The sequence below is a fragment of the Ruegeria sp. O4 genome (assembly GCF_056535125.1).
Genome location: NZ_JBQERO010000001.1, coordinates 620,657 through 646,722 on the forward strand (window position 1 = coordinate 620,657; position 26,066 = coordinate 646,722).

General features: G+C 58.8%; 27 protein-coding genes. 13 read left to right on the top strand and 14 right to left on the bottom strand.

Annotation, left to right across the window (positions count from 1 at the left end):
• Positions 1-42: 42 nt before the first annotated feature.
• From scpB to ACR0J7_RS03115, 6 genes are all read right to left on the bottom strand, one after another.
• Positions 43-690 (bottom strand): SMC-Scp complex subunit ScpB, encoded by a 648-nt coding sequence (gene scpB, locus ACR0J7_RS03090; protein WP_267363960.1) that lies wholly within the window; start codon positions 688-690, stop codon positions 43-45.
• Positions 683-1,477 carry a segregation and condensation protein A gene (locus ACR0J7_RS03095; RefSeq protein WP_480480526.1) on the bottom strand — a complete coding sequence of 265 codons (795 nt, stop codon included), beginning with the start codon at positions 1,475-1,477 and terminating at the stop codon, positions 683-685. The genes scpB and ACR0J7_RS03095 overlap by 8 nt, the downstream gene beginning before the upstream one ends.
• Positions 1,467-2,474: a beta-N-acetylhexosaminidase gene (gene nagZ / locus ACR0J7_RS03100; RefSeq protein WP_480830647.1), complete on the bottom strand. Its 1,008-nt coding sequence runs from the start codon at positions 2,472-2,474 to the stop codon at positions 1,467-1,469. The genes ACR0J7_RS03095 and nagZ overlap by 11 nt, the downstream gene beginning before the upstream one ends.
• Positions 2,471-3,535: an SPOR domain-containing protein gene (locus ACR0J7_RS03105; RefSeq protein ID WP_480772821.1), complete on the bottom strand. Its 1,065-nt coding sequence runs from the start codon at positions 3,533-3,535 to the stop codon at positions 2,471-2,473. Before ACR0J7_RS03105 ends, nagZ begins: the two co-directional genes overlap by 4 nt.
• Before the next feature lie 88 nt (positions 3,536-3,623).
• Entirely contained in the window at positions 3,624-5,369 is a 1,746-nt protein-coding gene (gene argS / locus ACR0J7_RS03110) for an arginine--tRNA ligase (RefSeq protein WP_480772822.1), read from the bottom strand.
• A 252-nt stretch (positions 5,370-5,621) separates the two neighbouring features.
• A complete protein-coding gene (locus tag ACR0J7_RS03115) occupies positions 5,622-6,761 on the bottom strand; it encodes a deoxyguanosinetriphosphate triphosphohydrolase (RefSeq protein WP_480480518.1) in 1,140 nt (379 codons plus the stop codon).
• A 76-nt stretch (positions 6,762-6,837) separates the two neighbouring features.
• Between ACR0J7_RS03115 and ACR0J7_RS03120 the strand changes: the two genes are divergently transcribed.
• On the top strand, positions 6,838-7,161 hold the full coding sequence (locus ACR0J7_RS03120) for a HesB/IscA family protein (protein WP_480772824.1): 324 nt from the start codon (positions 6,838-6,840) through the stop codon (positions 7,159-7,161).
• Between the two features lie 279 nt (positions 7,162-7,440).
• Entirely contained in the window at positions 7,441-8,220 is a 780-nt protein-coding gene (gene xth / locus ACR0J7_RS03125; RefSeq protein WP_480538056.1) for an exodeoxyribonuclease III, read from the top strand.
• A gap of 4 nt (positions 8,221-8,224) precedes the next feature.
• On the opposite strand, the gene ACR0J7_RS03130 is transcribed toward xth, so the two are convergent.
• The gene (locus tag ACR0J7_RS03130) at positions 8,225-9,373 is read right to left on the bottom strand and encodes an FAD-dependent monooxygenase (protein WP_480913263.1); all 1,149 of its coding nucleotides are present in this window, start codon (positions 9,371-9,373) and stop codon (positions 8,225-8,227) included.
• A 71-nt stretch (positions 9,374-9,444) separates the two neighbouring features.
• The gene (dksA, locus tag ACR0J7_RS03135) at positions 9,445-9,867 is read right to left on the bottom strand and encodes an RNA polymerase-binding protein DksA (RefSeq protein WP_209504868.1); all 423 of its coding nucleotides are present in this window, start codon (positions 9,865-9,867) and stop codon (positions 9,445-9,447) included.
• Positions 9,868-10,248: 381 nt separating this feature from the next.
• Between dksA and ACR0J7_RS03140 the strand changes: the two genes are divergently transcribed.
• From ACR0J7_RS03140 to ACR0J7_RS03170, 7 genes are all read left to right on the top strand, one after another.
• Entirely contained in the window at positions 10,249-11,094 is an 846-nt protein-coding gene (locus tag ACR0J7_RS03140; RefSeq protein WP_480913265.1) for an AAA family ATPase, read from the top strand.
• A 109-nt stretch (positions 11,095-11,203) separates the two neighbouring features.
• Positions 11,204-11,653, top strand: coding sequence for an N-acetyltransferase family protein (locus ACR0J7_RS03145; RefSeq protein ID WP_480485364.1), 450 nt, complete (start codon positions 11,204-11,206; stop codon positions 11,651-11,653).
• Positions 11,650-13,017 (top strand): DUF2927 domain-containing protein, encoded by a 1,368-nt coding sequence (locus tag ACR0J7_RS03150; RefSeq protein ID WP_480913267.1) that lies wholly within the window; start codon positions 11,650-11,652, stop codon positions 13,015-13,017. The genes ACR0J7_RS03145 and ACR0J7_RS03150 overlap by 4 nt, the downstream gene beginning before the upstream one ends.
• 7 nt (positions 13,018-13,024) lie before the next feature.
• Positions 13,025-13,195, top strand: coding sequence for a hypothetical protein (locus ACR0J7_RS03155; RefSeq protein WP_209503658.1), 171 nt, complete (start codon positions 13,025-13,027; stop codon positions 13,193-13,195).
• Between the two features lie 4 nt (positions 13,196-13,199).
• A complete protein-coding gene (locus tag ACR0J7_RS03160) occupies positions 13,200-14,384 on the top strand; it encodes a vWA domain-containing protein (RefSeq protein WP_209596664.1) in 1,185 nt (394 codons plus the stop codon).
• 101 nt (positions 14,385-14,485) lie between these two features.
• Positions 14,486-15,082: an NAD(P)H-dependent oxidoreductase gene (locus ACR0J7_RS03165; protein WP_480480502.1), complete on the top strand. Its 597-nt coding sequence runs from the start codon at positions 14,486-14,488 to the stop codon at positions 15,080-15,082.
• Positions 15,083-15,183: 101 nt separating this feature from the next.
• The gene (locus tag ACR0J7_RS03170) at positions 15,184-15,870 is read left to right on the top strand and encodes a M48 family metallopeptidase (RefSeq protein WP_209503655.1); all 687 of its coding nucleotides are present in this window, start codon (positions 15,184-15,186) and stop codon (positions 15,868-15,870) included.
• Positions 15,871-15,941: 71 nt separating this feature from the next.
• On the opposite strand, the gene ACR0J7_RS03175 is transcribed toward ACR0J7_RS03170, so the two are convergent.
• From ACR0J7_RS03175 to ACR0J7_RS03195, 5 genes are read right to left on the bottom strand one after another with little or no spacing between them, the layout of a single operon-like run.
• Positions 15,942-16,484: an RSP_2648 family PIN domain-containing protein gene (locus ACR0J7_RS03175; protein ID WP_480830631.1), complete on the bottom strand. Its 543-nt coding sequence runs from the start codon at positions 16,482-16,484 to the stop codon at positions 15,942-15,944.
• On the bottom strand, positions 16,481-17,683 hold the full coding sequence (locus tag ACR0J7_RS03180) for an RSP_2647 family RNA methyltransferase (protein ID WP_480913269.1): 1,203 nt from the start codon (positions 17,681-17,683) through the stop codon (positions 16,481-16,483). The genes ACR0J7_RS03175 and ACR0J7_RS03180 overlap by 4 nt, the downstream gene beginning before the upstream one ends.
• Positions 17,684-17,721: 38 nt before the next feature.
• On the bottom strand, positions 17,722-17,994 hold the full coding sequence (locus tag ACR0J7_RS03185; RefSeq protein ID WP_480504821.1) for a hypothetical protein: 273 nt from the start codon (positions 17,992-17,994) through the stop codon (positions 17,722-17,724).
• Positions 17,978-20,773, bottom strand: a complete 2,796-nt coding sequence (locus ACR0J7_RS03190) for a [protein-PII] uridylyltransferase family protein (RefSeq protein ID WP_480913271.1) — start codon at positions 20,771-20,773, stop codon at positions 17,978-17,980. Before ACR0J7_RS03190 ends, ACR0J7_RS03185 begins: the two co-directional genes overlap by 17 nt.
• Positions 20,774-20,822: 49 nt before the next feature.
• Complete coding sequence (locus tag ACR0J7_RS03195; protein ID WP_480898173.1) at positions 20,823-21,212, bottom strand: DUF4440 domain-containing protein; 390 nt, start codon at positions 21,210-21,212, stop codon at positions 20,823-20,825.
• A 142-nt stretch (positions 21,213-21,354) separates the two neighbouring features.
• On the opposite strand from ACR0J7_RS03195, the gene ACR0J7_RS03200 reads away from it, so the two are divergent.
• The 4 genes from ACR0J7_RS03200 to ACR0J7_RS03215 all read left to right on the top strand — a co-directional run bounded on the left by ACR0J7_RS03200 (position 21,355) and on the right by ACR0J7_RS03215 (position 23,572).
• Complete coding sequence (locus ACR0J7_RS03200; RefSeq protein WP_480558102.1) at positions 21,355-21,777, top strand: DUF2852 domain-containing protein; 423 nt, start codon at positions 21,355-21,357, stop codon at positions 21,775-21,777.
• Between the two features lie 66 nt (positions 21,778-21,843).
• Complete coding sequence (locus ACR0J7_RS03205; RefSeq protein WP_209596678.1) at positions 21,844-22,275, top strand: RDD family protein; 432 nt, start codon at positions 21,844-21,846, stop codon at positions 22,273-22,275.
• 75 nt (positions 22,276-22,350) lie between these two features.
• On the top strand, positions 22,351-23,175 hold the full coding sequence (locus ACR0J7_RS03210; RefSeq protein WP_480480490.1) for an arginyltransferase: 825 nt from the start codon (positions 22,351-22,353) through the stop codon (positions 23,173-23,175).
• Positions 23,176-23,182: 7 nt separating this feature from the next.
• Positions 23,183-23,572: a VOC family protein gene (locus tag ACR0J7_RS03215; RefSeq protein WP_480558104.1), complete on the top strand. Its 390-nt coding sequence runs from the start codon at positions 23,183-23,185 to the stop codon at positions 23,570-23,572.
• A gap of 134 nt (positions 23,573-23,706) precedes the next feature.
• Here the strand turns inward: ACR0J7_RS03215 and ACR0J7_RS03220 are convergent, their stop codons facing one another.
• Positions 23,707-26,061 carry a TRAP transporter large permease gene (locus tag ACR0J7_RS03220; RefSeq protein WP_480480486.1) on the bottom strand — a complete coding sequence of 785 codons (2,355 nt, stop codon included), beginning with the start codon at positions 26,059-26,061 and terminating at the stop codon, positions 23,707-23,709.
• Positions 26,062-26,066 lie beyond the last annotated feature (5 nt).

Below are 26,066 nucleotides of genomic sequence, written 5' to 3' on the forward strand. Positions count from 1 at the left end.
CCGCAGGTTCCGCGCCTGACCTGTAGTGACCTGTCCGGGTTATTACTCCTCAAACAGTTCCGACTGGTCCTCGTCCACTTCGTCCTCGCGCCCCTCGCCCAGTGGGATAGCCCCCGGTGGAGGCCGGTTTTCCAACAATCCCGCAGCCCTCAATTCCTTGAGACCCGGCAGATCGCGGGCGTTCTCCAGCCCAAAATGATCCAGAAATTCGGACGTTACCACAAATGTCACCGGACGACCCGGTGTCATGCGGCGTCGGCCCAACCTGATCCACTCCATCTCTAGCAATTGATCAATCGTCCCGCGAGAGACTGATACGCCGCGAATTTCCTCAATCTCGGCGCGGGTGCAGGGCTGGTGATAGGCCACGATCGCCAATGTCTCAATCGCGGCGCGGCTGAGTTTGCGAGTCTCAACCGTTTCCTTCTGCATCAGAAAGCCCAGATCAGGGGCCGTACGGATCGCCCATGCCTCACCAACGCGCACCACGCGCACGCCACGCCCTTCGTAACGTCTCTGAAGCAATTCAACGGCTTGCGCGGCGTCGCTTCCATGCGGCATCCGCGCCTCAAGGTCGGCAATCGTCACCGGATCGGCGCTGGCAAACAAAACGGCCTCGACCATACGCTCCTGTTCCGCCAGCGGTGGCGCCTCGAACAGGGTGCCGGTTTCTTCTGGGGCGTCAGTCACGTGTCTGGGTCCTCTTGCGCAATTGGATCGGCGCGAATGTCTCGCTCTGCTTGATCTCCATATGTCCTTCTTTCACCAGTTCCAGCGAGGCCGCAAAGGTCGCAGCCGTCGCCGATCTGCGGCGCACCGGGTCAATATCCCAACCATCGGGCAGATAGGTTTCCATATCGGTCCACGTCCCCGCAAAACCGATCAGCGGGCGCATCCGCTCCAGTGCCTGCTCCATCGTGAACACCGCATCGCGGTCCATCACAAAGGGGCGGAATTCGTCACGGGTGCGGATACGGGCATAACCCTGCATCAGGTCCAGCAGCGTGGCAGAATAAGTCACGGTGCGAATGCGGGTGACGTCCTCGCCCTGCCCGCGTTTGAAAAAATCACGCCCCAGTTGGTCGCGGGCCATCAACCGTGCAGCGACGTCACGCATCGCCTGCAGGCGTTCAAGTTGAAACGCCAGATGCGCGGCCAGCTCTTCACCCGATGGCCCGTCGTCATCGGGGTCTGGCGGTAGCAGTAGACGGGACTTGAGAAAGGCCAGCCACGCCGCCATGACCAGATAATCGGCGGCCAGTTCAATGCGCAGCGCACGCGCCTTTTCAACAAAGGCCAGATATTGCTGCGCCAGCGCAAGAACCGAGATCTTGCGCAGATCCACTTTTTGCGTGCGGGACAGGGTCAGCAGAACATCCAACGGGCCTTCGAAGCCGTCGACATCAACAATCAGCGCTTCGGCCGCAAGACGATCCGCGACCGAGACAGGGTCTTCGCTAAAAAGATTATCGTTCATATACCTGCCCGCCCATTAGGGCAGATAGTTCCGCTTCGGCGGCTTGGATGTCAAGTTCCCGCGGGGGTTTCCGCATCGCCAGCGCCCGTTCTGCGCGGGCTTGTGCCACATCCGACATCTCACCGGCAGTTTCCAACACAGCGGCACGTTCAGAAAAACTGCCATTGCAATGCAGGACCACATCACAGCCCGCCTGCAAAGATTGCCGTGTGAGGTCCGTCAACGCCCCACTGAGCGCTCTCATCGAAATATCGTCGGTCATGATCAGCCCGCCAAAGCCGATATTGTCTCGGATCAGGCCCATCATGGCCGCAGAAATAGTGGCTGGCCGGGGATCGATCTGATCGAAGACCAGATGTGCTGTCATCCCCATCGGCAGGTCATTCAAGGCGCGGAACGGCGCGAAATCGCTGTATTCCAACTCTTCCAGCGGCAAATCAACGTGCGGAAGGTCATGGTGACTGTCCAGAGTGGCACGGCCATGGCCGGGAATGTGCTTGAGAACCGGAAGAACACCCCCATCCAGATGACCCTGTGCCACGGCCCTGCCGATCCTGGAAATCTGCTCAGGATCAAAGGCATAACAGCGGTTTTTCAAAAACGCGTGGGTCTCGGGCCGCGCCACATCGACCATGGGGGCACAGTTGCTGTCGATACCCAGACCAAACAGCTCATCCGCAATCAGGCGGTACCTGAGGTACATGGCGCGTTCCGCTTGATCACCCGCCCTGATCACATGATCCAGCGGCGGCAGCCATTCGCGGGCCAAGGGTGCGCGCAAACGCTGCACGCGCCCACCTTCCTGATCGATGGTAATGGGGCAGTTGCGCCCAACGGCCTCGCGGAAATCATCACACAAGGCCCGCACCTGATCGGCGCTTTCAATATTGCGGGAGAACAGGATAAACCCAAACGGGTTCATCTGGCGAAACAGGTCTCTTTCCTCCTGCGTCAGGCGCAGTCCTTCAGCATCTGTGATCGCTGCTCCGAACTTCACCTCACGGCCACCGGGATACAATCAGCGCCTTGCGCGACCAGAGCAGCGCAGAACTGGCGCGAGTCGCTCAGGTCTTCGAACCCCAGAACACGAAGGCGGTAGAAGGTCCGTCCACCGCTTGAAGTTTTCTGGATAACCCGCTGTTTTCCCGACAAATAATCACCGAATTGACCATTCAAACGGTCCCACTCGGCCTGTGCCACTTGCGTGCTGTCATAAGCTCCAAGCTGCGCCAGCCGGGTTCCCTTGGCCAGTGTATCCGGATCAACATCCACCCCGACCGCGGCTTTCACCGCTGCATTGATGGCGTCTTCGGAAGTCTCACTGGGCGCGACCTGACTGCGGGTGGACCGTGCCGGACGCGTCACAGGGCGCAATGATCGGCGCACGCCCGGCAACTCGGCGAAGCTCGGGTCCGGCAAGGCCGCAGCAAAATCTGCCGGGTCAATGGCGGGTTCTTCATCAGGGGTGGTCAGCGATGCCAGTTGCACACCATCTTCGAACTCTTGCTGCGTTTCTGCCGCCGCACCCGCCAATTCCGCAACCAGCGCATCTACTGCGTTCTGGCGCAAGCGCGCGGCCTCCTGCGTGGTGATCGGTTCTTCGACCACATGCAGCGCAGGGGTCGGCTTCAGTTCTCCGGCGGGCAGATCTTCGTCCGTCAAGGACACCGGGCGCGGCGCAAGGATCAACCGGTCGGCCGGCGCCGCAGCACTGCCTTCGGCGGCGACGGCATTCACGGCAAAGCCCTGATGATCGGCCGGAGTTCCACCCGGATTTTCCGGCTGTACACGCATCGGCCCTTCGGCGGCACGAACAACCGGCACGCCGCTGACATCGCGCATGATCAGTTGATAGCCCCAGACCCCGACACCGGCGACCAGCGCCAAGGATGCAACAGCCCCCAGAAAATTGACCGCCCTGCCCAGACCAAACGAGCCACGCGGCGCGTCATCTTCCTGCATGTCTTCGGGAAAATCATACACATCATCAGAATGCGCTTGATTCGGGTAATGAATCTGCCCGGGGCGTTGATGCCCCGAGTAATCGTAACTCGCCATGTCCGCCTCACTGCCCGTTTCGCGCCTGAAAATAAGGCCCGCGGGTCATTTCTTGCCTACCTCGTACCGGCGGTTCGGGCGATATTCGTTACCGCATCTCCTGCGCCGGAGTAACGCCAAGAATACCCAAGCCCGCTGAAATCACAACAGAAACGGCCCGGGCCAAAGCGATTTTTGACTGGCTTGTGGCAACATCGCCATCCTGGATGAAACGCAGTTGCGTCTCGTCATTGCCCTTGTTCCACAACGCGTGAAAGTCGCCTGCGAGTTCATAGAGATAAAAGGCGACCCTGTGCGGTTCATTGGTTCGGGCCGCAATCTCGACCAGCCGTGGCCATTCTGCCAGCTTCTTCGCAACAACCAGTTCCGAGGCATGATCGTTCTTGCTCAGGTCAGCGCCCTCAAGGGTCGCATCATCAGCCGCAATCCCAGCCTCGGCCGCACGACGCAGCACGCTCATGACACGGGCATGTGCATACTGAACGTAGAACACGGGGTTCTCGCGGCTTTGTTCCAGCACCTTGTCAAAATCGAAATCCAACGGCGCATCGTTCTTGCGAGTCAGCATAACAAACCGCGTCACGTCCGGGCCCACCTGATCGACCACATCGCGCAGAGTGACAAAGTTCCCTGCCCGCTTGGACATCTTGAACGGCTCACCATTCTTCCACAGCTTCACCAGCTGTGTCAGCTTGATATCAAGCGGCACCTTACCGTCGGACAGTGCCGAAACAGCCGCCTTCATCCGTTTGACATAGCCGCCATGGTCGGCGCCAAACACGTCGATCAGTGCGTCAAAACCACGGGTCACCTTGTCATAGTGATAAGCAATATCCGGGGCAAAATAAGTCCAGCTACCATCCGATTTCTTGACAGGGCGGTCGACGTCGTCGCCATGTTCGGTCGATTTGAACAGCGTCTGTTCGCGTGGCTCCCAATCCTCGGGCTTTTTGCCTTTCGGCGGCTCGAGCACGCCTTCGTAAATCAGGCCCTTGTCAGTCAGCGATTGCAATGCGGCCTCAATCCGACCAGTGCCATAGAGAGATTTTTCCGAGAAGAACACATCCATCTCGACGCCCAGCGCTTTCAGGTCAGCGCGGATCAGATCCATCATCGCGTCAGTCGAGAACTCACGCACCTCTTCCAGCCAGTCACTTTCCGGCTTGTCGATCAGGCTGTCGCCGTATTTCTCTTTCAACGCCTCACCGATCGGGATCAGGTAGTCGCCAGGATAAAGACCTTCGGCAATCTCGGGGCTCAGACCATTGGCCTCGCGATAGCGTTCGTAAGCCGAGCGCGCCAGCACATCCACCTGCGCACCGCCGTCGTTGATGTAATACTCACGGGTCACGTCATGGCCGGAATAGGCCAACAGGCTTGCCAGAGCATCCCCGAAAACCGCGCCCCGTGTATGACCCACGTGCAGCGGACCGGTTGGGTTGGCCGAAACATATTCAACGTTGACCTTTTGCCCATGGCCCATAGTCGAGCGGCCATAATCGGTGCCCTTCTCCAGCACGGCCGCCAGCACGCCTTGCCAGACCGACGGTGCCAGCCGCAAATTGAGAAAGCCCGGACCCGCCACATCGGCGCTGGTGATCCGATCATCCGCCACCAGCTTCCCTGCCAATGCCTCGGCAATGTCACGCGGTTTCATCCTGGCCGGTTTTGCCAGCACCATCGCCGCGTTGGTCGCCATGTCGCCATGCGCCGCATCACGCGGCGGTTCGACCGCCACGTTGTCAAAATTCAGCCCCTCGGGCAACGCGCCTTCGGACTGCATCTGTGCCAGCGCGTCCAGTACAAGGCCGCGGATCTCGGAAAACAGGTTCATTTCGGATGTCCTTTTGCTTGCCCGGCGGTTTACCACGCATCACGGCAAGGTCAATGGACGCCTATTGTTTGGACATGGTTTGCGCCCAATGTCTGCCAATGGCGCCCAGATATCCTCTGTCTGAAATTTCAAATACCCTGCGCGCTGTCCGTCGTACGGCTTCTGATCATCGCTTCCCGCCCGCGCAAGGTACTAATCAACCCGCAATAAAGGTCGCAAACATGGACCATTACCCGTGTCATTGCGGCCCAGTCAGCCCGTCAGCCGCGCGTGATCCTGCAAAGCGAAACGGTCGGTCATTCCTGCAATATAGTCCGATACGATCCGGGCCAGAGCAGTCTCGTCCGCCGCAGCTTCAATATCCTCGTGCCAGCGTGCGGGCATCTGTTTCGGATCGTTCAGGTAGATCGGGAACAGGTCTTCGACAACCGTTGCAACCTCGGCCCGCACCTTCATGACGCTGGGCGCGCGATACATCCGGGTGAACAGGAACGCCCTGATTTGTTTCAGATCCGCCCAAGTCCCGACCGAGAATTGGATGACAGGATGCCCAAGATGGCGAATCTCTTCGACCGACTGCGCGCCCGAGGCCGCGATCAAGTCGCGCGACGTTGTGATGACGTCCGCCACCATGACCCCAAAAACCCTCCGCAGTGCTTCATGACGCCGCCGATACGGATCAAGACCGGGGTATTTCGCATCCACATCTGCGTAACACGCCCCCACGATCGGAAGGTGGCGCAGATCATCATCTTCAAACAACCCCGCACGCAACCCATCCAGAAGGTCGTGATTGTTGTAAGCAATGTCATCAGACAAGGCCGCCACCTGCGCCTCGGCACTTGCATGGGTATGAAGTTCAAGGTCAAAGCCCTGGTTGCATTCAGCCAGGGCCCAGGGCAGATCGCCAACAACCGGACCGTTATGCTTGGCGATACCCTCCAGACATTCCCAAGTCAGGTTGCATCCGTCAAACCCGGCATAATGCCGCTCCAGCTTGGTTACGATCCGAATGGCCTGCGCGTTGTGATCAAACCCCCCGTAAGGTGCCATCAGCGCGTGGAGGGCGTCCTCACCCGTATGACCAAAGGGCGTATGACCCAGGTCGTGCGCCAGCGCTACAGCTTCGGTGAGTTCAGCATTCAGGCCCAACGCCCCTGAAATTGTTCGCGCGACCTGAGCAACTTCGATGGAATGGGTCAGCCGTGTTCGATAACTGTCACCTTCATGCTCGACAAAGACTTGCGTCTTGTGCTTGAGCCGCCGAAACGCACTGGCGTGAATGATCCGGTCGCGATCACGCTGAAAGCTTGACCGGAAGCTGCTCTCTTCCTCTGGCACCAGCCGCCCCCTTGCGCGGTCTGGGTCCGAAGCAAAACCCGCTCTGTCCAAAGGCCTTGTCCTTGTCGCCTGTCTTTTGGTTTCATATATTGTAGGACGCTTGGGAAATAAACCTTTGGAGACCGGCATGAATCTGCCCCCATCAGTCACCGAACGCGCCTTTGACCGCCTTGCCGAAATCGGTGCCGCGGAACAGGGGCAAGCCCTGCGTGTCGCAGTGGAGGGCGGTGGATGTTCCGGTTTTCAATATGAAATTGCTCTGGATACGCCAAACTCCGACGACCTCATTCTTGAAGGCAAAGGGCAGAAAGTCATCGTCGACCCGATCTCTCTGCCCTTTCTTGAAAACGCGGTGATAGATTTCACTCAGGAGCTTATTGGTGCGCGGTTTGTGATCGACAACCCCAACGCCACCTCTTCCTGTGGCTGCGGCACGTCGTTTTCGATGTAACCGGTGGGGGCTTTGCCCCCACACCCCCAGGATATTTTCAGCCAGATGAAGCAGGGATCCGCTCTCTGACCAAAACGACCAGAGAGCTTCACCTGGCGCGGTCATCGGCGTCCCCGCCTGTACCGCCCCTTCAAGTATCGAAAAATGGTTAAGGATCCGTTTCTTCATCTGGCTAAAAATATCCCGGAGCGCGAGGCAGAGCCTCGCTAATCCGATCTCCGACTTGCCGCTGGGCCCGTTCTGAGCGATAGGTTGCCACAAGGTTTCGGAGGATCGCGCATGAAAATCGCCACGTACAACATCAATGGCATCAAGGCGCGAACCGAGGCGCTGCCCCGCTGGCTGGACGATGCCCAACCCGACGTTGTTCTTCTTCAGGAAATCAAATCCGTCGACGAAAACTTCCCCCGCGAGATGTTTGAAGATCGCGGGTACAACGTGGAAACACACGGTCAAAAAAGCTTCAATGGTGTTGCGATCCTGTCGAGGCTTCCGCTGGAGGATGTATCACGCGGCCTTCCCGGTGATGACAATGATGAACAGGCGCGGTGGATCGAGGCGACCGTCGTGGGCAAAAAGGCCTTGCGCCTCTGTGGGCTGTATCTGCCCAACGGGAATCCGGCACCCGGACCGAAATACGATTACAAGCTGGCCTGGATGGAACGGCTTTATGAACGCGCAAAGGGTTTGATGGAATCAGAAGAGCTGGCGCTAATGGCGGGCGATTATAACATCATCCCACAGGCCGAGGATGCCAAACGCCCCGATGCCTGGCGGGAAGACGCGTTGTTCCGCCCGGAAAGCCGGGCCGCCTTTCGAAAAATCCTGAACCTTGGCTTTACCGAGGCCTTCCGCGCGACAACGCAGGGTCCCGACCACTATTCCTTCTGGGATTATCAGGCTGGCGCGTGGAACCGGAATGACGGAATTCGGATTGATCATTTCCTGTTGACGCCACAAGCGGCCGACCTCATGCAGGATTGCCAGATTGATGCGGCTGTTCGGGGGCACGAAAAGCCATCCGATCACGTTCCCGTCTGGATTGACCTGGATCTTTGAGGCCCTAGGCAACCGTGACGTCGTGACTGTAGATCCATTCATAGCGTTGGGACAACCGGGCACCAACGACTCTCAGCACACATTGCGCAGCCAATCGGGCTGGGCCGCGCAGATGAAAGTTCCGCGCATTTGATCCGGCCGCCGCGACAACGCGCTGCGCCCTTGGTTTGCGGGTCGTTTCATAGGTTGCCAACGCGCTGGTGATACCCGATCGTTCGTCAAACGCGCGCGTCAGCACCCAGGCGTCCTCGAGCGCCAGACATGCACCCTGTGCCATAAATGGCAATGTTGGATGGGCCGCGTCCCCTAGCAGAACCAACCGACCATTCTGCCAGTTTTGGGCGACAGGCCGAAGAAACAATGCCCACAGATGCACATCCGTGACTTTCGACAGAATGTCGCGTGCGGGGCCACCGAAATCGGCAAATCGCTTACGCAACTCGTTAGGATCGCCCGTCTGACGCCATCCTTCTTCCCGCCAGTCCGAACGCTCCTCGACCGCGACAATGTTCATCAGACTTTCGTCACGCAACGGATAGGTTACCACATGCCGCCCAGGCCCCATGGTCAGGGACGCCGAAACCGGGTCGCGACCGGGCTGCCAGGGGATGGTGGCGCGCCACGCTACCTGATGCGTGAACTCCGGCGCCTCTGCCCCGTTCAGAGCCGGGCGGAGCACGCTGCGGCCGCCATCGGCCGCAATGGCGCATTCAGCGCGAATTCGCTCGCCTGACGCCAAGACCACCTCTGCCTCGTTGGGATGCTTTTGCACATGCAAAACTCTGGCGCCCAACCGGATATCCACGCCTGCCGCACAAGCCGCGTCATGAAGAAGGTTCAGAAGGTCGGCACGGTGATAGTAATAGGTCGGACCAACTGAGGGGCCCGGCAGTTGACTGACCACGCGCCCTTTTCGGTAATCGCGCAAGACCGTTCCATGGGACTTCTGCCCGACGGAAAGACCCGTGACACCAAGGGCATGAAGAACGCGCATCCCGTTCTCACTGATCTGCAAACCAGCACCGACTTCGGTCAGGGCCGGGGCTTGCTCCAGAAGCGTGACATGCGCCCCACGGTGTTGCAGCGCCAGTGCCGAGGCCAGCCCGCCGATTCCGCCGCCGATTACACAGAATTTCAATCCGTCTATCTTCATGACACCCGCATAACGCAAAAACGCCGGAGCCACAGGCCCCGGCGCTTGGATTTCTTACACATACCCGGCGATTAATCGTCGCGGTGGACCTTCTCGCGACGCTCGTGGCGCTCTTGCGCTTCAAGTGTCATGGTTGCAATCGGTCGCGCGTCCAAACGCTTCAGCGAGATCGGATCGCCCGTCATTTCGCAATACCCGTATTCGCCATCATCGATCCGGCGCAGGGCCGAGTCGATCTTTGCGACCAGCTTTCTCTGACGATCACGGGTCCGAAGTTCCAGCGCACGGTCTGTTTCTTCGCTGGCGCGGTCCGCGACGTCCGGAATGTTGCGGGTGTTGTCTTGCAGCCCTTCGATGGTGTCGCGGCTACCAGCCAGTAACTCTGTCTTCCAATCCAGCAGCTTGCGGCGAAAATACTCAAGCTGACGATCATTCATGAAAGGCTCATCTTCGGCCGGACGGTAATCTTCCGGCAGAAAAACTTCCTGCTTCATATTTGCTCCCTCGGTTTGGCCAGTGACGTCGTTCGCGGCTGTTTCAGCTGACATTTGGCTCTCCCTTCTGCGCAGCGTTTAGCCGACGGGCGGTGGAATGTCACTACACAAACGTTGCACGACAGTGCACCCCCGCGGATTTGTCTAACTATGAGACAAACATCAACAAAACCTTGTATTTCTATGAAATTTGACAGGCTTTTTTGGGGCGACAGGCACAACGTCTGCGAATGGTCTTTACCGGAATCAAGCAAAAGGGCTTGGAGTTGCAGCACAATTCCCGCCGGGCAACGCAGGGACGCGGGTTGTAAAAAACCTTGCCGCTCTGTAACCCGGAAACCACAACCTGCCCGTCCAACACAATATACGCACGAGAGGCCCATGACCGCACGTTTCCAAGGTACAGCCGAATATGTCGCCACCGACGATCTGACCATTGCCGTGAACGCCGCTGTCACGCTGGAACGCCCCCTTCTGGTGAAGGGCGAGCCCGGTACTGGCAAGACCGAGTTGGCCAGGCAGGTGGCCGGTGCGCTGGGGCTGAGAATGATCGAGTGGAATGTGAAATCCACCACCCGCGCGCAGCAGGGTCTTTATGAGTATGATGCCGTCAGCCGCCTGCGTGACAGCCAATTGGGCGAAAAGCGTGTCCATGATGTGTCGAACTATATCCGCAAGGGCAAGTTGTGGCAGGCCTTCGACGCCAACGAAAAGGTTGTTCTGCTGATCGACGAAATCGACAAAGCGGATATCGAGTTCCCCAATGACCTGTTGCAGGAACTCGATAAGATGGAGTTCCACGTCTATGAAACGGGAGAGACGGTCCGGGCCAAGCACCGCCCTATCGTCATCATAACTTCGAACAACGAAAAAGAGCTGCCCGACGCCTTCCTGCGCCGCTGTTTTTTCCACTATATCCGCTTTCCGGACGAGGCGACGATGCGCCGGATCGTAGATGTGCACCACCCCGGCATCAAGGACGCACTTCTGACCGCCGCGCTGACACAATTCTATGAAATCCGCGAGACGCAAGGGCTCAAGAAAAAGCCCTCGACCTCGGAGGTGCTGGACTGGCTGAAGCTGTTGCTGGCCGAAGACCTGACGGCCGAAGACCTCAAGCGTGACGGGGCCAGCGCGCTGCCGAAGCTGCATGGCGCTTTGCTGAAAAATGAACAGGACGTGCATCTGTTCGAACGTCTTGCTTTCATGGCACGTGGCAAACGCTAGCCTGCGTGTGAACAATCTGTGATCACGGCTTGCCATTGGGTATCTCGGGTGTCAGCATCGAGATACCTGACGCAACCGCGTTTCGAAGCAGCAATATTGGGGTCATTACTTGGCGAACGCTCTGACAATCCGGACCCTGCGGGCCGAGGACAAAGATCAGTGGGCCGAAATGTGGCGGGATTATCTGGCGTTTTATGAAACCACCCTGCCTGAAAACGTGTATGAATCGACCTTTTCCAGATTGTTGGGCGACGACCCGCAGGATTTTTCCTGTTTCGTTGCGGAACAGGCGGGCGTTTTGGTCGGGCTGACGCATTACCTGTTTCATCGCCACGCCTGGAAAGTGGAAAAGGTCTGTTACCTGCAAGACCTGTTCGCCCGACCTGAAACCCGAGGAACGGGCGTCGGTCGCGCTTTGATTCAGGCGGTTTATGAAGAGGCCGATCGCCAGGGCGCCCCATCCGTTTACTGGCTTACGCAAGAGTTCAACACCACGGCACGCCACCTTTATGATCGCATCGGCACCCTGACACCGTTCATCAAGTACGCCCGCCCATGATGCGTTTGGGCGCCCTTTTTCTGGCGCTGGTTATCGCTGGCTGCACGTCTGTCGAGACAATCGAACTCGGGAACGATGCCCCATATGTCGAAGTGGCGTTGCCGCCGGCCAAGTCTTTTGCGGCACCGCGTCCCTCTCCACCGGCACGGTCCAATACGAACATCGCGTCGGATTTCCTGTCCCTGCATTTCGAACTGGAAAGCGGGGCCGCCCTGCCCGTTTTCACCCGGTTCGAAACGCCGATCACCGTTCGCCTGACCGGATCGCCGACACAAAGTATGCAGCAGGATTTGACCCGCCTGCTGAACCGCCTGAAGCGCGAGGCGGGTATCAACATCCGACAAATCAACGACGGTCAGGCCAATATCACGATCGAAGCGGTCAGCCAGAAGGACATTCTGCAAATTCTGCCAAACGCGGCCTGTTTCGTGGTGCCAAACGCGTCCAGCCTGGCTGAGTATCAGCGCGACCGCCGCAAACCCAAAAGCAGTTGGGTTGAGCTGCGCCAGCGCGAAAGATTGGGGATTTTTATCCCCTACGACGTCAGCCCGCAGGAAATGCGCGATTGTCTGCACGAAGAACTGGCACAGGCCCTCGGTCCTCTGAACGACCTCTATCATCTGCCGGATTCGGTGTTCAACGACGACAATATTCATACGGTCTTGACCGGGTTCGACATGCTGATCCTGCGCGCGGCTTATGCGCCCGAACTGCACACCGGCATGACCCGCGATCAGGTCGCTGCCGTTATCCCCGGAATTCTCAGCCGTCTGAATCCACGCGGCGACCGACTAGCTGCGCAACCCCCCACAAATACCCCACGAGAGTGGATCAACGCGATCCAGAAATCACTGGGACCGGGGCCGGGTTCCCCCCGACAGATGCGCGCCGCGCAAAAGGCAGCCCGCATCGGGCAGCAACAGGGATGGACGGATCACCGCCGCGCCTATCCCCACTACCTGATGGGCCGGATGGAGCAGTTTCGTGATCCGGCAGAAGCCCAGCGGCAGTTCAAGATCGCGCAACAATTTCTTCGCGCGACGCCCGGAACCGAGGTTCATCAGGCTTATGTCTCAACCCAAACCGCAGCCTTTGCGCTTGCGCAGGATCGCGGGCCCGAGGTTCTGCCCGAACTGGATCAGGCCATCGACGTGATGACCCGCGCGGAAAACGCTTCGCTGCTGGCAACGTTGCTGCTGTTGAAATCCGAGGCCTTGAAACAGGCCGGTCAATTGCAGCAGGCACGTGCCGTCAGGCTGGACAGCCTTGGATGGGCGCGATACGGGTTCGGTTCGGATTTGGTGGCTCAATCTCTGGCTCAAAACAGTAGCCGACGCCCCGCTGACAGCACGAAAGACGGATGAAACGCATATGTTGCTAGTACTGGGAATGGCGATACTGGGTGCAATCCTGGGTGCTTTGACCGCAAAAAAACGCAATGGAAACGGCGCCGACATGGCGCAGTATGCCGCCGGATATGGGATCGCTTTTGCGCTTGTGGGTCTGGTGATCTCGCTGGTTCTGCTTCGCATGGTGGCGTGACGCGATGTTCCTGCCCTTTTTCGAAAACCTCCGCAAAGCGGGCATCCCGGTATCGCTCCGGGAGTATCTGACTTTTCTGGAAGGCATGAAAAAGGGTCTTGTCACCTATGATGTCGAAGCGTTCTACTACCTTGCCCGCGTGTCGATGGTGAAAGACGAGCGCAATATCGACAAGTTCGACCGCGCCTTTGCCGCCAGCTTTGAGGGCTTGGGCGAGATCAGTTTCGATCAGGTGTTGGAAGCTGTCGATATCCCAGCCGATTGGCTCGCCAAGATGGCCGAGAAACACCTGTCGGACGAGGAGAAGGCAGAGATCGAAGCGCTCGGCGGTTTCGACAAGCTGATGGAAACGTTGCGCGAGCGCCTCAAGGAACAACAAGGCCGTCATCAGGGCGGCAACAAGTGGATCGGCACCGCAGGAACCTCTCCGTTCGGGGCCTATGGGTACAACCCCGAAGGCGTCCGTATCGGTCAGAAAGAAAGCCGTCACCAGCGTGCGGTCAAGGTCTGGGACAAACGGGAATTCAGGAACCTCGACGATACGGTTGAACTGGGCACCCGCAACATCAAGGTCGCCCTGAAACGCCTGCGCCGCTGGGCGCGGGAGGGAGCAGCTGAAGAGCTGGATCTGGACGGCACCATCCGTGCCACGGCCGAGCATGGCTATCTAGATGTCAAAACCCGGCCCGAGCGCCACAACGCGGTGAAGGTACTGTTGTTTCTGGACGTCGGCGGCTCGATGGACCCTCATATCAAAGTGGTTGAAGAGTTGTTTTCCGCTGCAAGAACCGAGTTCAAGCATCTGGAATATTACTACTTTCACAATTGCCTGTATGAAGGGGTCTGGCGCGACAATCGCCGCCGCTGGAACCAACAGACCCCGACCCACGAAGTGCTGCGCACCTATGGATCCGACTACAAGTGCATCTTTGTCGGCGACGCCTCGATGAGCCCCTATGAAATCGCCTATCCCGGCGGTGCCAATGAACATTGGAACCAGGAAGCCGGGCAAGTCTGGCTGCAACGCGCGCGCGAACAGTGGGCGTCAAACCTGTGGATCAACCCGGTGCCCGAGAAATACTGGGAATATACTCATTCCATCGGCATGATCCGCGACATCTTTGAAGATCGCATGGTGCCCATGACACTGGCTGGTCTGGAAAAGGGAATGCGCGAGCTGACGCGGTGAAACACACCTTCAGGTATTCCTGCTGGTTAATACCTTGACCTCAAGCAGGGTTGAGCTTTCACAGTAACCCGGTTGCCGTTTGAAAACCTGAGGAGCTGACTGTGCATCTGCTGACAATCCTGGATCACCCAAAGCCGAACTCCTTTACGGCCGCCGCTGTCGCGAAACTCTGCGAAGGCGCAAAGGCGGCTGGCCATACCACCGAGGTTGCGGATTTGCATGCAGAAGGGTTCGATCCACGCTGGTCAATGGCGGATATAGAAGGCGAAGCAGGCACGGGCGCACCGCAAGACATACTTGCGGAACAAACACGGATTGCGCGCGCCGATGCAATCTGCCTGGCCTTTCCGTTGTTCTGGTGGGGAATGCCTTCGATGATGAAAGGCTGGGTCGACCGCGTGTGGATGTGGGACTGGGCCTACGATCAGTTGGACGACCCGGAAAAGTCTCTCCAGAGGTCGCGAACAGGATTACTGTTGGTGCCAGCCGGTGCGCGTTCTGACGAAATGGAAGCCAAAGGATACACCGACGCGCTTGAGACACTCTGGACCAAAGGCACGTTCGGGTATTTCGGGTTTTCACCCCGGAAACTCGAGCTGTTGCATGGCGCGACCGGATCAGCCCCGCGGCGACAGGCGCTTTTGGAACGTTGCTATGAAATTGGACGTACGCTTCCGCAACCTGAAAGCGATCCATGAACAAGGTCGCGCTCTGCAGCCTCACTTTGAAATGTGGCTGGATTGTGAGAAGCTTCTATTTTCCATTTGCTCTTGGGGTGTTGAAAACCCATATCTAGCCCATGCTGCGTCTGACCCCTATCCTGCTGGCCATTGCCTATGGAATTGTGATGTACCGGATTTCCGTCTGGCGCACCCATCGGGAACTGGACGCAAAGTCGACCGAACTTGTTGACCCGGCCCTCAAGCGCATGACCGACCGGCTGGCTGCCGCGCTCGAGATCGAGCGGGTTCCGGTTTATATCTATGAGATCGACCCGGTGAACGGGCTGGCCGCACCGGACGGGCGGATATTCATCACGCGGGGATTTTACCGCAAGTTCCGCAACGGCGAGGTTTCGGCTGAGGAAATGGCCAGTGTAATCGCGCATGAGTTGGGCCATGTGGCACTAGGTCACGCGCGGCGGCGGATGATCGATTTTTCAGGGCAGAATGCGATGCGCACGGCGCTGATCATGGTCCTGAACCGGTTCATCCCTTTTGTCGGAGCGATGATTGCCAACGCGTTGACCGCACTGATCGCCTCGCGCCTGTCGCGGGGGGATGAGTATGAAGCGGATGAATATGCGGCCGCCTTGCTGACGAAAGCCGGTATCGGAATAGGCCCGCAGAAATCACTGTTTCACAAGCTGGAAGAGTTGACACAGCAACGCGCCGGGGTGGTCCCGGCATGGCTGATGAGCCATCCCAAGACAGATGAACGTGTTGCGGCGCTGGAAAAGCTTGAACAGCGTTGGGCACAGCGGTGATGCCTGTGCTGCGAGAGGCCAGCCTCTCGCGCTCTCCGGGATATTTTTGGCCAGATGAAGCTGGATCCCGCTCAGGTGGCGAGTGCCTTGCCCAATCGCGGAAGCCGGGCTTTTTTCATGAGCGCGCGAAGGGTCCATTTTTCGGCTGAGAGGCGATTGGCTTCGGCAAGGACCCGAGTGGCAAGTGTGCTCATGCCTTCTGGATTGGATTGCCAGAAGCCGTACAGCAGGCTGTCGGGGTCTTGCCGGTCAAGCCCTTCATCAGTCAGGATATTTCTGGGAAAATCCTTGGCATTAACCGTGACAATCAGATCAGCGGAAGCAGCTATTCCTGTAGCCAGCACGTGGATATCTGCGGCGTCCGGCAGCCACAGGCGGTTTTGAAGACCCTCGTTCGTTGGACGTTCAGCATCCGGCCAGGCCGCTTGCACCAACGCGATCTCGGCGCGCGCCTGCGCCTCACCCGTCGGGCCCAACTTACGGGCGGCGCGGGCCCATTCTTCGAGGATGCGGGCGGACCAGAGCGGGGTGAAATGCCCCAATCGCGCGGCACCCAACAGCATCTCGCGCATGACCGTGGGATAGAGGACGCAAGTGTCGAGAACAGCCTTCATAGGCGATAGAACACCGCTTTGAGGTAGCCGCTTTCCGCCAGTTGCGGCAGTTGCGGGTGATCCGGCCCGGCAAATCCGGTGTGGATCAGTTGCGCCTGTCGGCCCGCCCGGCCGATCCCGCGGGAGGAGGCGTCGCGGAACCGCCCCAGATCGGCGGCATGAGAACACGAACACAGCCCCAGATAGCCGCCGGGTTTGACCAGAGGTGCGGCAAGCCGTGCGATACGCTCATAAGCGCGCAATCCCGCATCCAGCGCTTGTTTTGAGGGGGCAAAGGCAGGTGGATCACAGATGACCACGTCAAACGCCGCACCCTCGTCCCCCAATTGGGTCAACACATCGAACGCGTCGCCCTGTCGGGTCTGGAACCTGTCGGCAAGGCCCGAAGCCGCAGCGCCTTTGGTGGCCAGTTCCAGCGCGGCCGCAGACCCATCGACGGATAAGGCCCGTCCGGCACCTGCGGCCAGCATCGCCAGGCCAAAGCCGCCGACATGGCTGAACACGTCCAGCACCTGCGCTCCGGGATGTACCAGCCGTGCGGCAAAGGCATGGTTGGGGCGTTGATCGTAAAACAGGCCGGTTTTCTGACCTCCGGTCAGGTCGGCCATATACGTGGCACCGTTCATCGGCACATGCAGGGGTGCGACGGGTGCGGTGCCGTGCAAAGTCAGGTTCTCATCGTCCAGCCCTTCCAGCCCGCGCGTACGGCCCGAGGCGTTTTTCAGCACCGTCGTCACGCCTACGACCTTGATCAGCGCGTCGGTGAGCGTATCCAGATGCATCTCGGCCCAGGCCGCGTTGGGCTGAATGACACAGCTATCGCCAAACCTGTCGATGATCACACCGGGAAAGCCATCGGCCTCGGCATGGGCCAGACGGTAGAAAGGCGCATCAAACAAGCGTTCACGCAGTGCAAGGGCGCGGCTAAGGCGGGTTTCGAACCAAGTATTGTCCAATTGTGCGGTGGTATCACGATCCAGCACCCTGCACATGATTTTTGAGTCAGGGTTGACCGCCACCAGCGCAAGCGCCGCGCGGTTGTCATCCTCGAGAATCGCCAGTGCGCCCGCAGGGATCTTGCGCGTGCGGCGGTCTGTGACAATGTCATTTGCATAGACCCAGGGGAAGCCATGGCGCAGCCCGCGCGCGTTGGCTTTGGGTTTCAGGCGGATACGGGGGCGGTCGGCAGTTTGGGTCATGGCGCCCTCTTAGTCGCGAATGTGCCGATGGAAAAGCCCTAGCGGTTCCGAGAGCGCCAGCCGCCACGCCGTTTCGGGGTTTGGGCCGCCTGAAGGCCCTCGGACAGAACCTGAGTCATGGGGTGATCCGGGCTGTGCAGCGCGTATGCCGCATGCAACTCGGTCAGCGCCGTGTTCTGGTCACGCTCTTCGGGCAGGCTGAGCGCCCAGTCCAGAAATATGCTGCGGCATTCCGGCAGGGTGATGCCTTCGATACGATAGGCTTCCTGGATCAGACCTTTGTGGTCATTGGGATCAGTACTGCGTGCCATCTTCGCCCTCTTGGATCACGCCGCCGATCAGGTCGGCCGCGGTTGTGTAACTCTTCTGTAATGCCCGTTGCAGTGCATCGACCTGTTCAAACCCGGTGGCGCGGCACAGGAAATCCACACCTCCTTCACCGATCTGTTCCGCCTCGATGACCTTGCCCGATAGAAGCCGGGCCGCACATTGCACCGACCAGCATAGGCTGTAGCAGTCTTTCAGGGATTGCGCCTGCGCGACATCCAGCAACCCGGCAGCGACGGCACCATCGAGGCCCGAGGACACGTCGCGTGCCGTAGACCCTGCCAGCAAGGCACCGGTTTCGGCCATCAGTTCGATATCCATCAGGCGGCCGGGCCCGTTTTTGGCATCCCAGATCCCGGCGGGTGCCTTGGCTGCGGCCAGACGCGTTCGCATCTCGGCGACTTCGCGCAAAACCTTGTCCCGCTCGCGTGGGCGCGACAGAAACCCGACGCGAAACGCTTCGATATCATTTGCCAAACCGGCATCACCCGCAACGACATGAGCACGGGTCAGGGCCAGATGTTCCCACACCCAGGCCTCATTCTGCTGATAATTGGTAAAGCTGGCCCAACTGGTGGCAACCGGCCCCTGATTGCCGGACGGGCGCAGGCGCATGTCGACCTCATACAGCCGCCCCTGTGACATCGGAGCCGAAAGTGCCGTGATCAGCGCCTGCGTGAACCGCGCATAATAGGTGCGCGTGGCCAAAGGACGCGGACCATCGGACATGTCCTGATCCTGCGGATCATAGATCACAATCATGTCCAGATCGGATTGCGAATTGATCCGTCCTGCGCCCAGCGATCCCATGCCCAACACCGCCGCTCCGCGTCCCGGTGCGGGACCGTGTTTACGGGCGAAATTCTCGGTAACATAGGGCAGGATAGCGGCAATCACCGATTGTGCTAGCTCTGCATATTGCCGGCCTGCCTGTGCCCCGTCGATCAGACCCCGCAAGTGGTGGACGCCGACCCGGAAATGCCATTCCTTACACCAGCGCCGCGCAAAGTCGAGCCGGGTTTCATAGTCAGACTCTTCCGCCAGCGCACGGGCCAGTTCGACCTGCAATTCCTTCTGCCCCGGCCAATCGGCAAAGAAACTGCCGCCGATCACCGCGTCGAAAACCGAGGCATTGCGCGACAGATGCGAGGCCAGAGCGTGAGACGTACCAACGATATCGACCAGTAGGTCGATCAGTTGCGGATTGGCCTCGAACAAGGAAAACAGCTGAACCCCGGCGGGAAGGCCAGACAGAAACCCATCCAGCGCCATCAACGCCTCATCCGGTTTGGCTGTCTTGGCAAGACGCGACAGCAACTCGGGCCGCAACCGTTCGAATATCCGCGACCCGCGCTGGGACCTTAAGGCCGGATATGTCGTCCACCGGGCCAGAACACTCTGGTCAAACTCCACATCCTGCACCGCCACAGGTGCAGGACCGGGCCCGGGCGCAAAAAATCCTTCGGTCAGTTCGTGCACTTCGGTCAGGCGGTTTTTCACGTCCTGTTTCAGTTCATCACTTTCGATCCCCATCAGACAGGCGATACGTTCAATGCCTTCAGGTGATTTCGGCACCTTATGCGTCTGTGCATCATGAACCATCTGAATGCGGTGTTCGACTTCGCGATGCGCCCGGTAATGATCGGTTAGTTTGTCCGCAACATCCTGCGGCACCCAGCCTTTTGACGCCAACGCCGCCAACCCCGGAACCGTTCCACGCACCCGTAAATCCGGATCGCGACCGCCTGCGATCAACTGACGGGTCTGGGTGAAGAACTCGATCTCGCGAATACCGCCCTGCCCCAGCTTCATGTCGTGGCCGGGAATCGACAAGGCCCCGCCCGTACCTTTGTTTTCGCGAATCCGAAGCCGCATATCATGCGCGTCCTGAATGGCGGCAAAATCCAGATGGCGACGCCAGACAAAGGGGCGCAATGTATCCAGAAACCGCTGCCCCGCAGCCAAGTCTCCGGCACAGGGACGGGCCTTGATATACGCCGCGCGCTCCCACGTGCGGCCGAGGCTTTCGTAGTACCGTTCAGCGGCCTCCATCGCCATGCAGACCGGTGTTACGGCAGGATCTGGCCTCAGCCTCAGATCGGTACGGAAAACATAGCCATCGGCAGTCTTGTCGCTGAGCGTCGCGCAGAAGTTCCGCGTTGCCCGCACCATGCCCTGCCGGGCCTCGTAGAAGTCATCGGGGTCAAACCGCGTCTCATCAAACAGCACAATCAAATCGATATCCGAGCTGTAGTTCAGCTCATGCGCGCCCATCTTGCCCATGGCCAGAATGACCATCCCGGCGGCAGTTTCGATATCGTCCTCGGTCATACCCGGCAGTTTGTTGCGCCGGATCAACGTCGCAATCTCGGCCTTGGCCGCAGTATCCGCGGCCAGTGCCCCGAAATCGGTCAGTGCCGCGGTGACTTTTTCAAGCGGCCAGGCACCTGCAATGTCGGCAAGCGCGGTCAACAGCGCCACCCGCCGCTTGGCCTGCCGCAAGCCGGATTTCAGCTGATCCGTCGGCAGCTTACGCGCATCCGCCATGACTTCAGACAGTGCCTGATCCGGGCGCAATAAGGCATCAGGCAGCCATTCCCTTTCACGCTCGATCAAGCCTTTCAGATATGGGCTGGACCCGGCGGTTCCCGCCACCAGCTCTCCCATCTCCTGCGACAGATCAGGTATCAGAGCGCGGGTTTCATCGCCCAGAGACGGATCAAACGCACGCGGAAGGCGGGTAATGGCAAGAGCGTCAGTCATGCGCGCACCCTGCGCATTGCGGCGCGTAATCGTCAATGGGGCATTCTGATCAGGTTACCTGAACCGGCGTATCCTGACTGAAGCTGTTGATCCAAACGTCGTTTCTTCTTTCCCACAAAGATGAAATCAGCATTGCCTCGCGCCGATCTGCGCCCGGGCGCAGGTAGTCGGCACGGTAGGACAACAAGACGATATCCGGGGTCAGAATGCGTAACCGGGCATCACTCAGATCAAACTCGGCCATCGTTGGCGCATCTGCAAATTGCCCGACGTGATCGTCCCGATTGGCAAAACCCGTGGGATAAACGCCCAGAAAATCCGCGCTCAGCAAGGCGCGGTCGGCGCTTGCATCGCCTTCAACCAGCGCCACCCAGACCTGCGTTTCCAGTTCAAGAATGTCCTTTAGTGCAGGGGCAGCTTTGTTGTCCGTCATATCCATACCCAGAACCTGCGAGCCAGATCCTGAAACGTCAACCGGATTGCTTAATGTAAATCTTTTTCACATTACCCCTTGCACCCAACCAAACGATACCCCATCTATGCAATGTGAATAGAGTTTACATCAACCCTGGAGAGCTCAAATGACCGCATTGTCCGACCCCGCCGTCCCCGCGAATCCGGGATGGCTTTATCGAACCGAAGCCTGGCTGGACGACAAAGGCAAAGGGGCCTGGATCGCCGCCATGGTTCTTGGATTTATCTTCTTCTGGCCCGTTGGCCTTGCCCTGCTGGCCTATATGATCTGGAGCAAACGCATGTTCAGCAAATCCTGCAACCGCCGCAAATCCTGGCACAGCCACATGAGTGCAATGAAGCCCTCGGGCAACAGCGCCTTTGACGCCTACAAAGCAGATACACTGGCCCGCCTGGAACGCGAACAACAGGATTTCGAAGCATTTTTGCGCCGCCTGCGTGACGCCAAGGACAAGGCCGAATTCGACCAATTCATGGATGAACGCGCCCGCGAGAACCATGACGAAGAAGGCAAGGGCGAGCCCGCCTGATTGACCTTGCCCTGCCCCGGTGTTTCGGGACAGGGTGCCCCCACCCCAGTTTTTCGGACCTATCGAATGAACCATCTGCCCAACCCGGACACCCAACCCGATTTCTATCGTTCCGTGACAACCAAACGCTTTGTCGCCTGGCTGTTCGATATCGCCTTCATTTCGCTGCTTTGCACGGTGGCAATCCTCTTTACTGCGTTTCTGGGTCTGTTTTTCCTGGCCCTGATCTACGCCGTTGTCAGTTTCGTCTACCGGGTGGTGACCATCGCCAACGGCTCAGCCACGCTGGGTATGCGCTTTATGGGGATCGAGCTGCGTGACGCGTTCGGAGAACGAATGGACCTGGGCAAGGCGCTTGCCCACACTGCCGGCTATTTTGTCAGCATGGCCTTTCCCGTGGTCCAGATCATCTCGGTCATCATGATGATGACCAGCGCCCGTGGCCAGGGTCTGACCGACAGTTTTCTGGGCACCGTGATGATCAACCAACGGGCCTGACGCAAGGTTGCGTGAAACACTTGGCGGTCTCGGGAACGGTTGCTATCATCCCTCCCGAGGTTGGATGGGGATTTCATGCGACATACGCTGCCAATTGCGCCACAATTCTATGTCACGGCACCGCAGCCCTGCCCTTATCTTGGCGGCAGGATGGAACGTAAACTGTTCACCGCCCTGCAAGGCGAAGGGGCTGAACAGCTGAACAACTCCCTGTCTCAACAAGGATTTCGCCGGTCTCAGAATGTACTCTACCGTCCTTCGTGTACGGATTGCGCAGCCTGCCTGTCGGCCCGGATCGATGTTTCAGCCTTCCGGCCGACCAAAAGCCAGAAGCGCGCAGCAAGGCGGAATGGTTACCTGGAACGCCGCGCAACCTCGCCATGGGCCACGGATGAGCAATACGAGCTGTTCCGCCGCTATCTTGATACCCGTCACGCCGATGGCGGCATGGCTGACATGGATGTTTTCGAATTCGCCGCGATGATCGAGGAAACACCGATCCGCAGCCGCGTTGTGGAATATGCCGATCCTGAAACGGGCGAGTTGATCGCCGTCAGCCTGACCGATGTGCTCGATGACGGGCTAAGTATGGTCTATTCTTTCTACGACCCGGAACAGCCGCAAAACTCACTCGGCACCTACATGATCCTCGACCATATCGACATCGCACGTGAGGCGGGCCTGCCCTATATCTATCTGGGGTACTGGGTCCCCGGCAGCCCCAAGATGGGCTACAAAGCCAAGTTTTCAGGGCTCGAGGCCTATATTCAGGGGGGCTGGCAAAAAATCAGCGATCCGGATGCCTATACCGGCACATCGCATCACCCCTTGTCGGCGCCGCCAATCGCCGAACAGGTCGCCAATATCCAGCTCCCTGACCGGCACCCGACCAAAGGCTGACCGCGCGATGAAACAAAGCCTGCATGCCGTCACCCTTGTGGTGCCGGATTACGACGACGCCATCTTGTTTTATACAAAGACGCTCAGCTTCCAACTTATCAAGGACATCGACCTCGGCAATGGCAAGCGCTGGGTTCTGGTCGCGCCTCCCGGTTCAGACAGCGGCTGCCTTCTTCTGGCAAAGGCTGACGGACCTGAACAAACCGCCGCCATAGGCAACCAGACCGGCGGGCGCGTTGGGTTCTTCCTGCAAACCGATGATTTCTATCGCGACCATGCGAACATGCGCGCCAGGGATATCCACTTCGAAGAAGAACCCCGCCAAGAATCCTATGGCGTCGTCGCTGTCTGGCGTGATCCCTTCGGCAATCGCTGGGACCTGATCCAGTTCACCTGATCCGCATCTTCATCTGGCCAAAAATATCCCGGGAATGAATTGGCCGCAGGCCAAGAAGGGGCTGGCCCCTTGCCCGAAATAAACAGAAAAGGGGGCCAATCGGCCCCCTTTGCAATATTCTCTTCCGGATCGGATCAGTTTGGCATCAGGTCCGGAACGATCGTGACAATCGTCGGGAAGAACCACAAGATCGCGATCCCCATCACCTGGATCAGAACAAACGGAACGATCCCGCGATAAATATGACCTGTAGTGACCTCCTTCGGCGCAACCCCCCGAAGGTAGAACAACGCAAACCCGAAAGGTGGCGTCAGGAACGACGTCTGAAGGTTCACCGCCACCATGATCGTGACCCATTTCGGATCGAACGAGCCGCCATAGATCACCGGGCCCACGATGGGGATCACGATGTAGATGATCTCGAGGAAATCCAGCACGAACCCCAGAATGAACAGCACCAGCATCACGATCAGGAAAACCGTGAACTCGTTGTCAAAGCTCTTCAGGAATTGCTGGATATAATGCTCCCCTCCGAATGAAATCACCACGAGGTTCAGCAACTGCGATCCGATCAGGATGGTGAACACCATCGAGGTCACTTTGGCTGTCTCACGCACCACCGGGGTCAAAACACCGCTGGAATAGAGCACCCAGCATCCGTACAGCAGCCCGAACAGGGCGTACAGATAGGCCGCATAAGCAATGATGAAGGCGATCCAGGTTTCCACCGTCACACTGCCTTGATTGATACGCAGGTCAAAGTTGACCCCCATCAGCAGTGCAATGACAACGGCGAAGGTCGACCAGATGACCACTTTGCCCGAACGGCCCTGATCCTGCAGCTTGCGATAGGCCGCCAGCATGATCGCGCCACCCGCGCCCAGCGCAGCCGCTGGTGTCGGATTGGTGACACCTCCCAGGATCGAGCCCAGCACCGCTATGATCAGAACAAGCGGCGGGAAGACCACGCGGATCAGATCGTTTGTGGCACAGCGGGCCGCAGCCTCTTTGCAACCATACATGGCCAGCGCGAACGGCAGGGCGAGCAGCACGAAAGTCACGCCAGAGGATGTGGTCGGCGATATCATCAGGATATCGACCAGTGCCATCAGCAACAGCCCGATCGCGCCAAGGATCAGCGGCTGCGGTGACCGCGACGGTGCGATACCACGGCCGAGAACCAGGGTCAGACCAAGCAGAACAAGGGTAACCGCCACTCCAGTGCCGATCGGCGCCGCGTCGGCAATCCTTTTTTGTTGTTCAGCAGCCAGTTCCTCTTCTGTCAGGCGATGCGCTTCGGTTGTGCCGCCAGCGGCATCAATGGCCTCCTGCTCGGCAACAGCCTGATCCCAGGCAACTTGCCCGTGCAGATCGATCATCGACGCCTTGCACTCTGCCGAAACGTTGGTCCTCAGCGACGCACCCTCGCCGATATCCGAGAAGGCCGAGACCGAGATATTCTGGCTTCCGATCACACCGACATTGCCCAAAAGGACCGCACCGACGATCAGGGCTACAGGCGCACCCAGCAACCATGTCAGGCCTTCTGACCGCGTAATGGGTTCCCCGGAACCACCGGACACAGCCACAGCGGGCGCTTTGTGTGGATTCAGCAATGCATAACCAAAGGCATAGAGCGCATAGAGCAGCGCCAGCATGATCCCTGGCAACAGCGCAGCCTGGAACAATGTCCCGACCGAGACAACCGCAGGCTCACCCAGATAGGTCAGCGCGTCGGTACAACCGGCTTCAACAGCCCGGGTTTCCTGCGCTGTCGAATACAGATCCCCCGCCAATGTGCCCAGCAGGACGATCACGATCGACGGTGGAATGATTTGCCCCAAGGTGCCCGATGCCGCGATCACACCGGTCGCCAGTTCCGGCGAATAGTTGTTGCGCAACATGGTTGGAAGCGCCAGCAGGCCCATCGTCACAACGGTCGCGCCAACGATACCGGTCGAAGCCGCAAGGAACGCCCCCACAACCACGATCGACACGGCCAGACCACCCGGAAGTGGGCCAAAAACACGTGCCATCGTCGTCAGAAGATCGTTGGCAATCTTTGAACGTTCCAGCGTGATGCCCATCAGAACAAACATGAGCACGGCCAGAAGGGTCTCGATGGATTGACCGGCCAGAACCCGCTCGTTCATGCGGTTCACGATGAACGACACGTTGCGGTCCAGCGCGGTTTCCCAGCCCGAGGCAAAAACCGGTTCGGCGAGCCTTGGCAAATCCGGGTATCGGAACACCGATATGGTGTCCGGCTTGATCCCGGAATTCACAAGGTCCCGATAACTTTGCGATCCAACGTCAATCGCCTGGTGGATCAGCAACCCCGCACTGTCCAGCGCGGCGATGATGCCAAAGGATATAATCCCTGCCCCGCCGATGGCAAAAGCCACCGGAAAGCCGGAAAGAATGCCCCCGAAAAGGCAAAAGAATACGATAATAAGGCCTATCTCGACGCCATCAAGTCCGAATAGCATTGTCT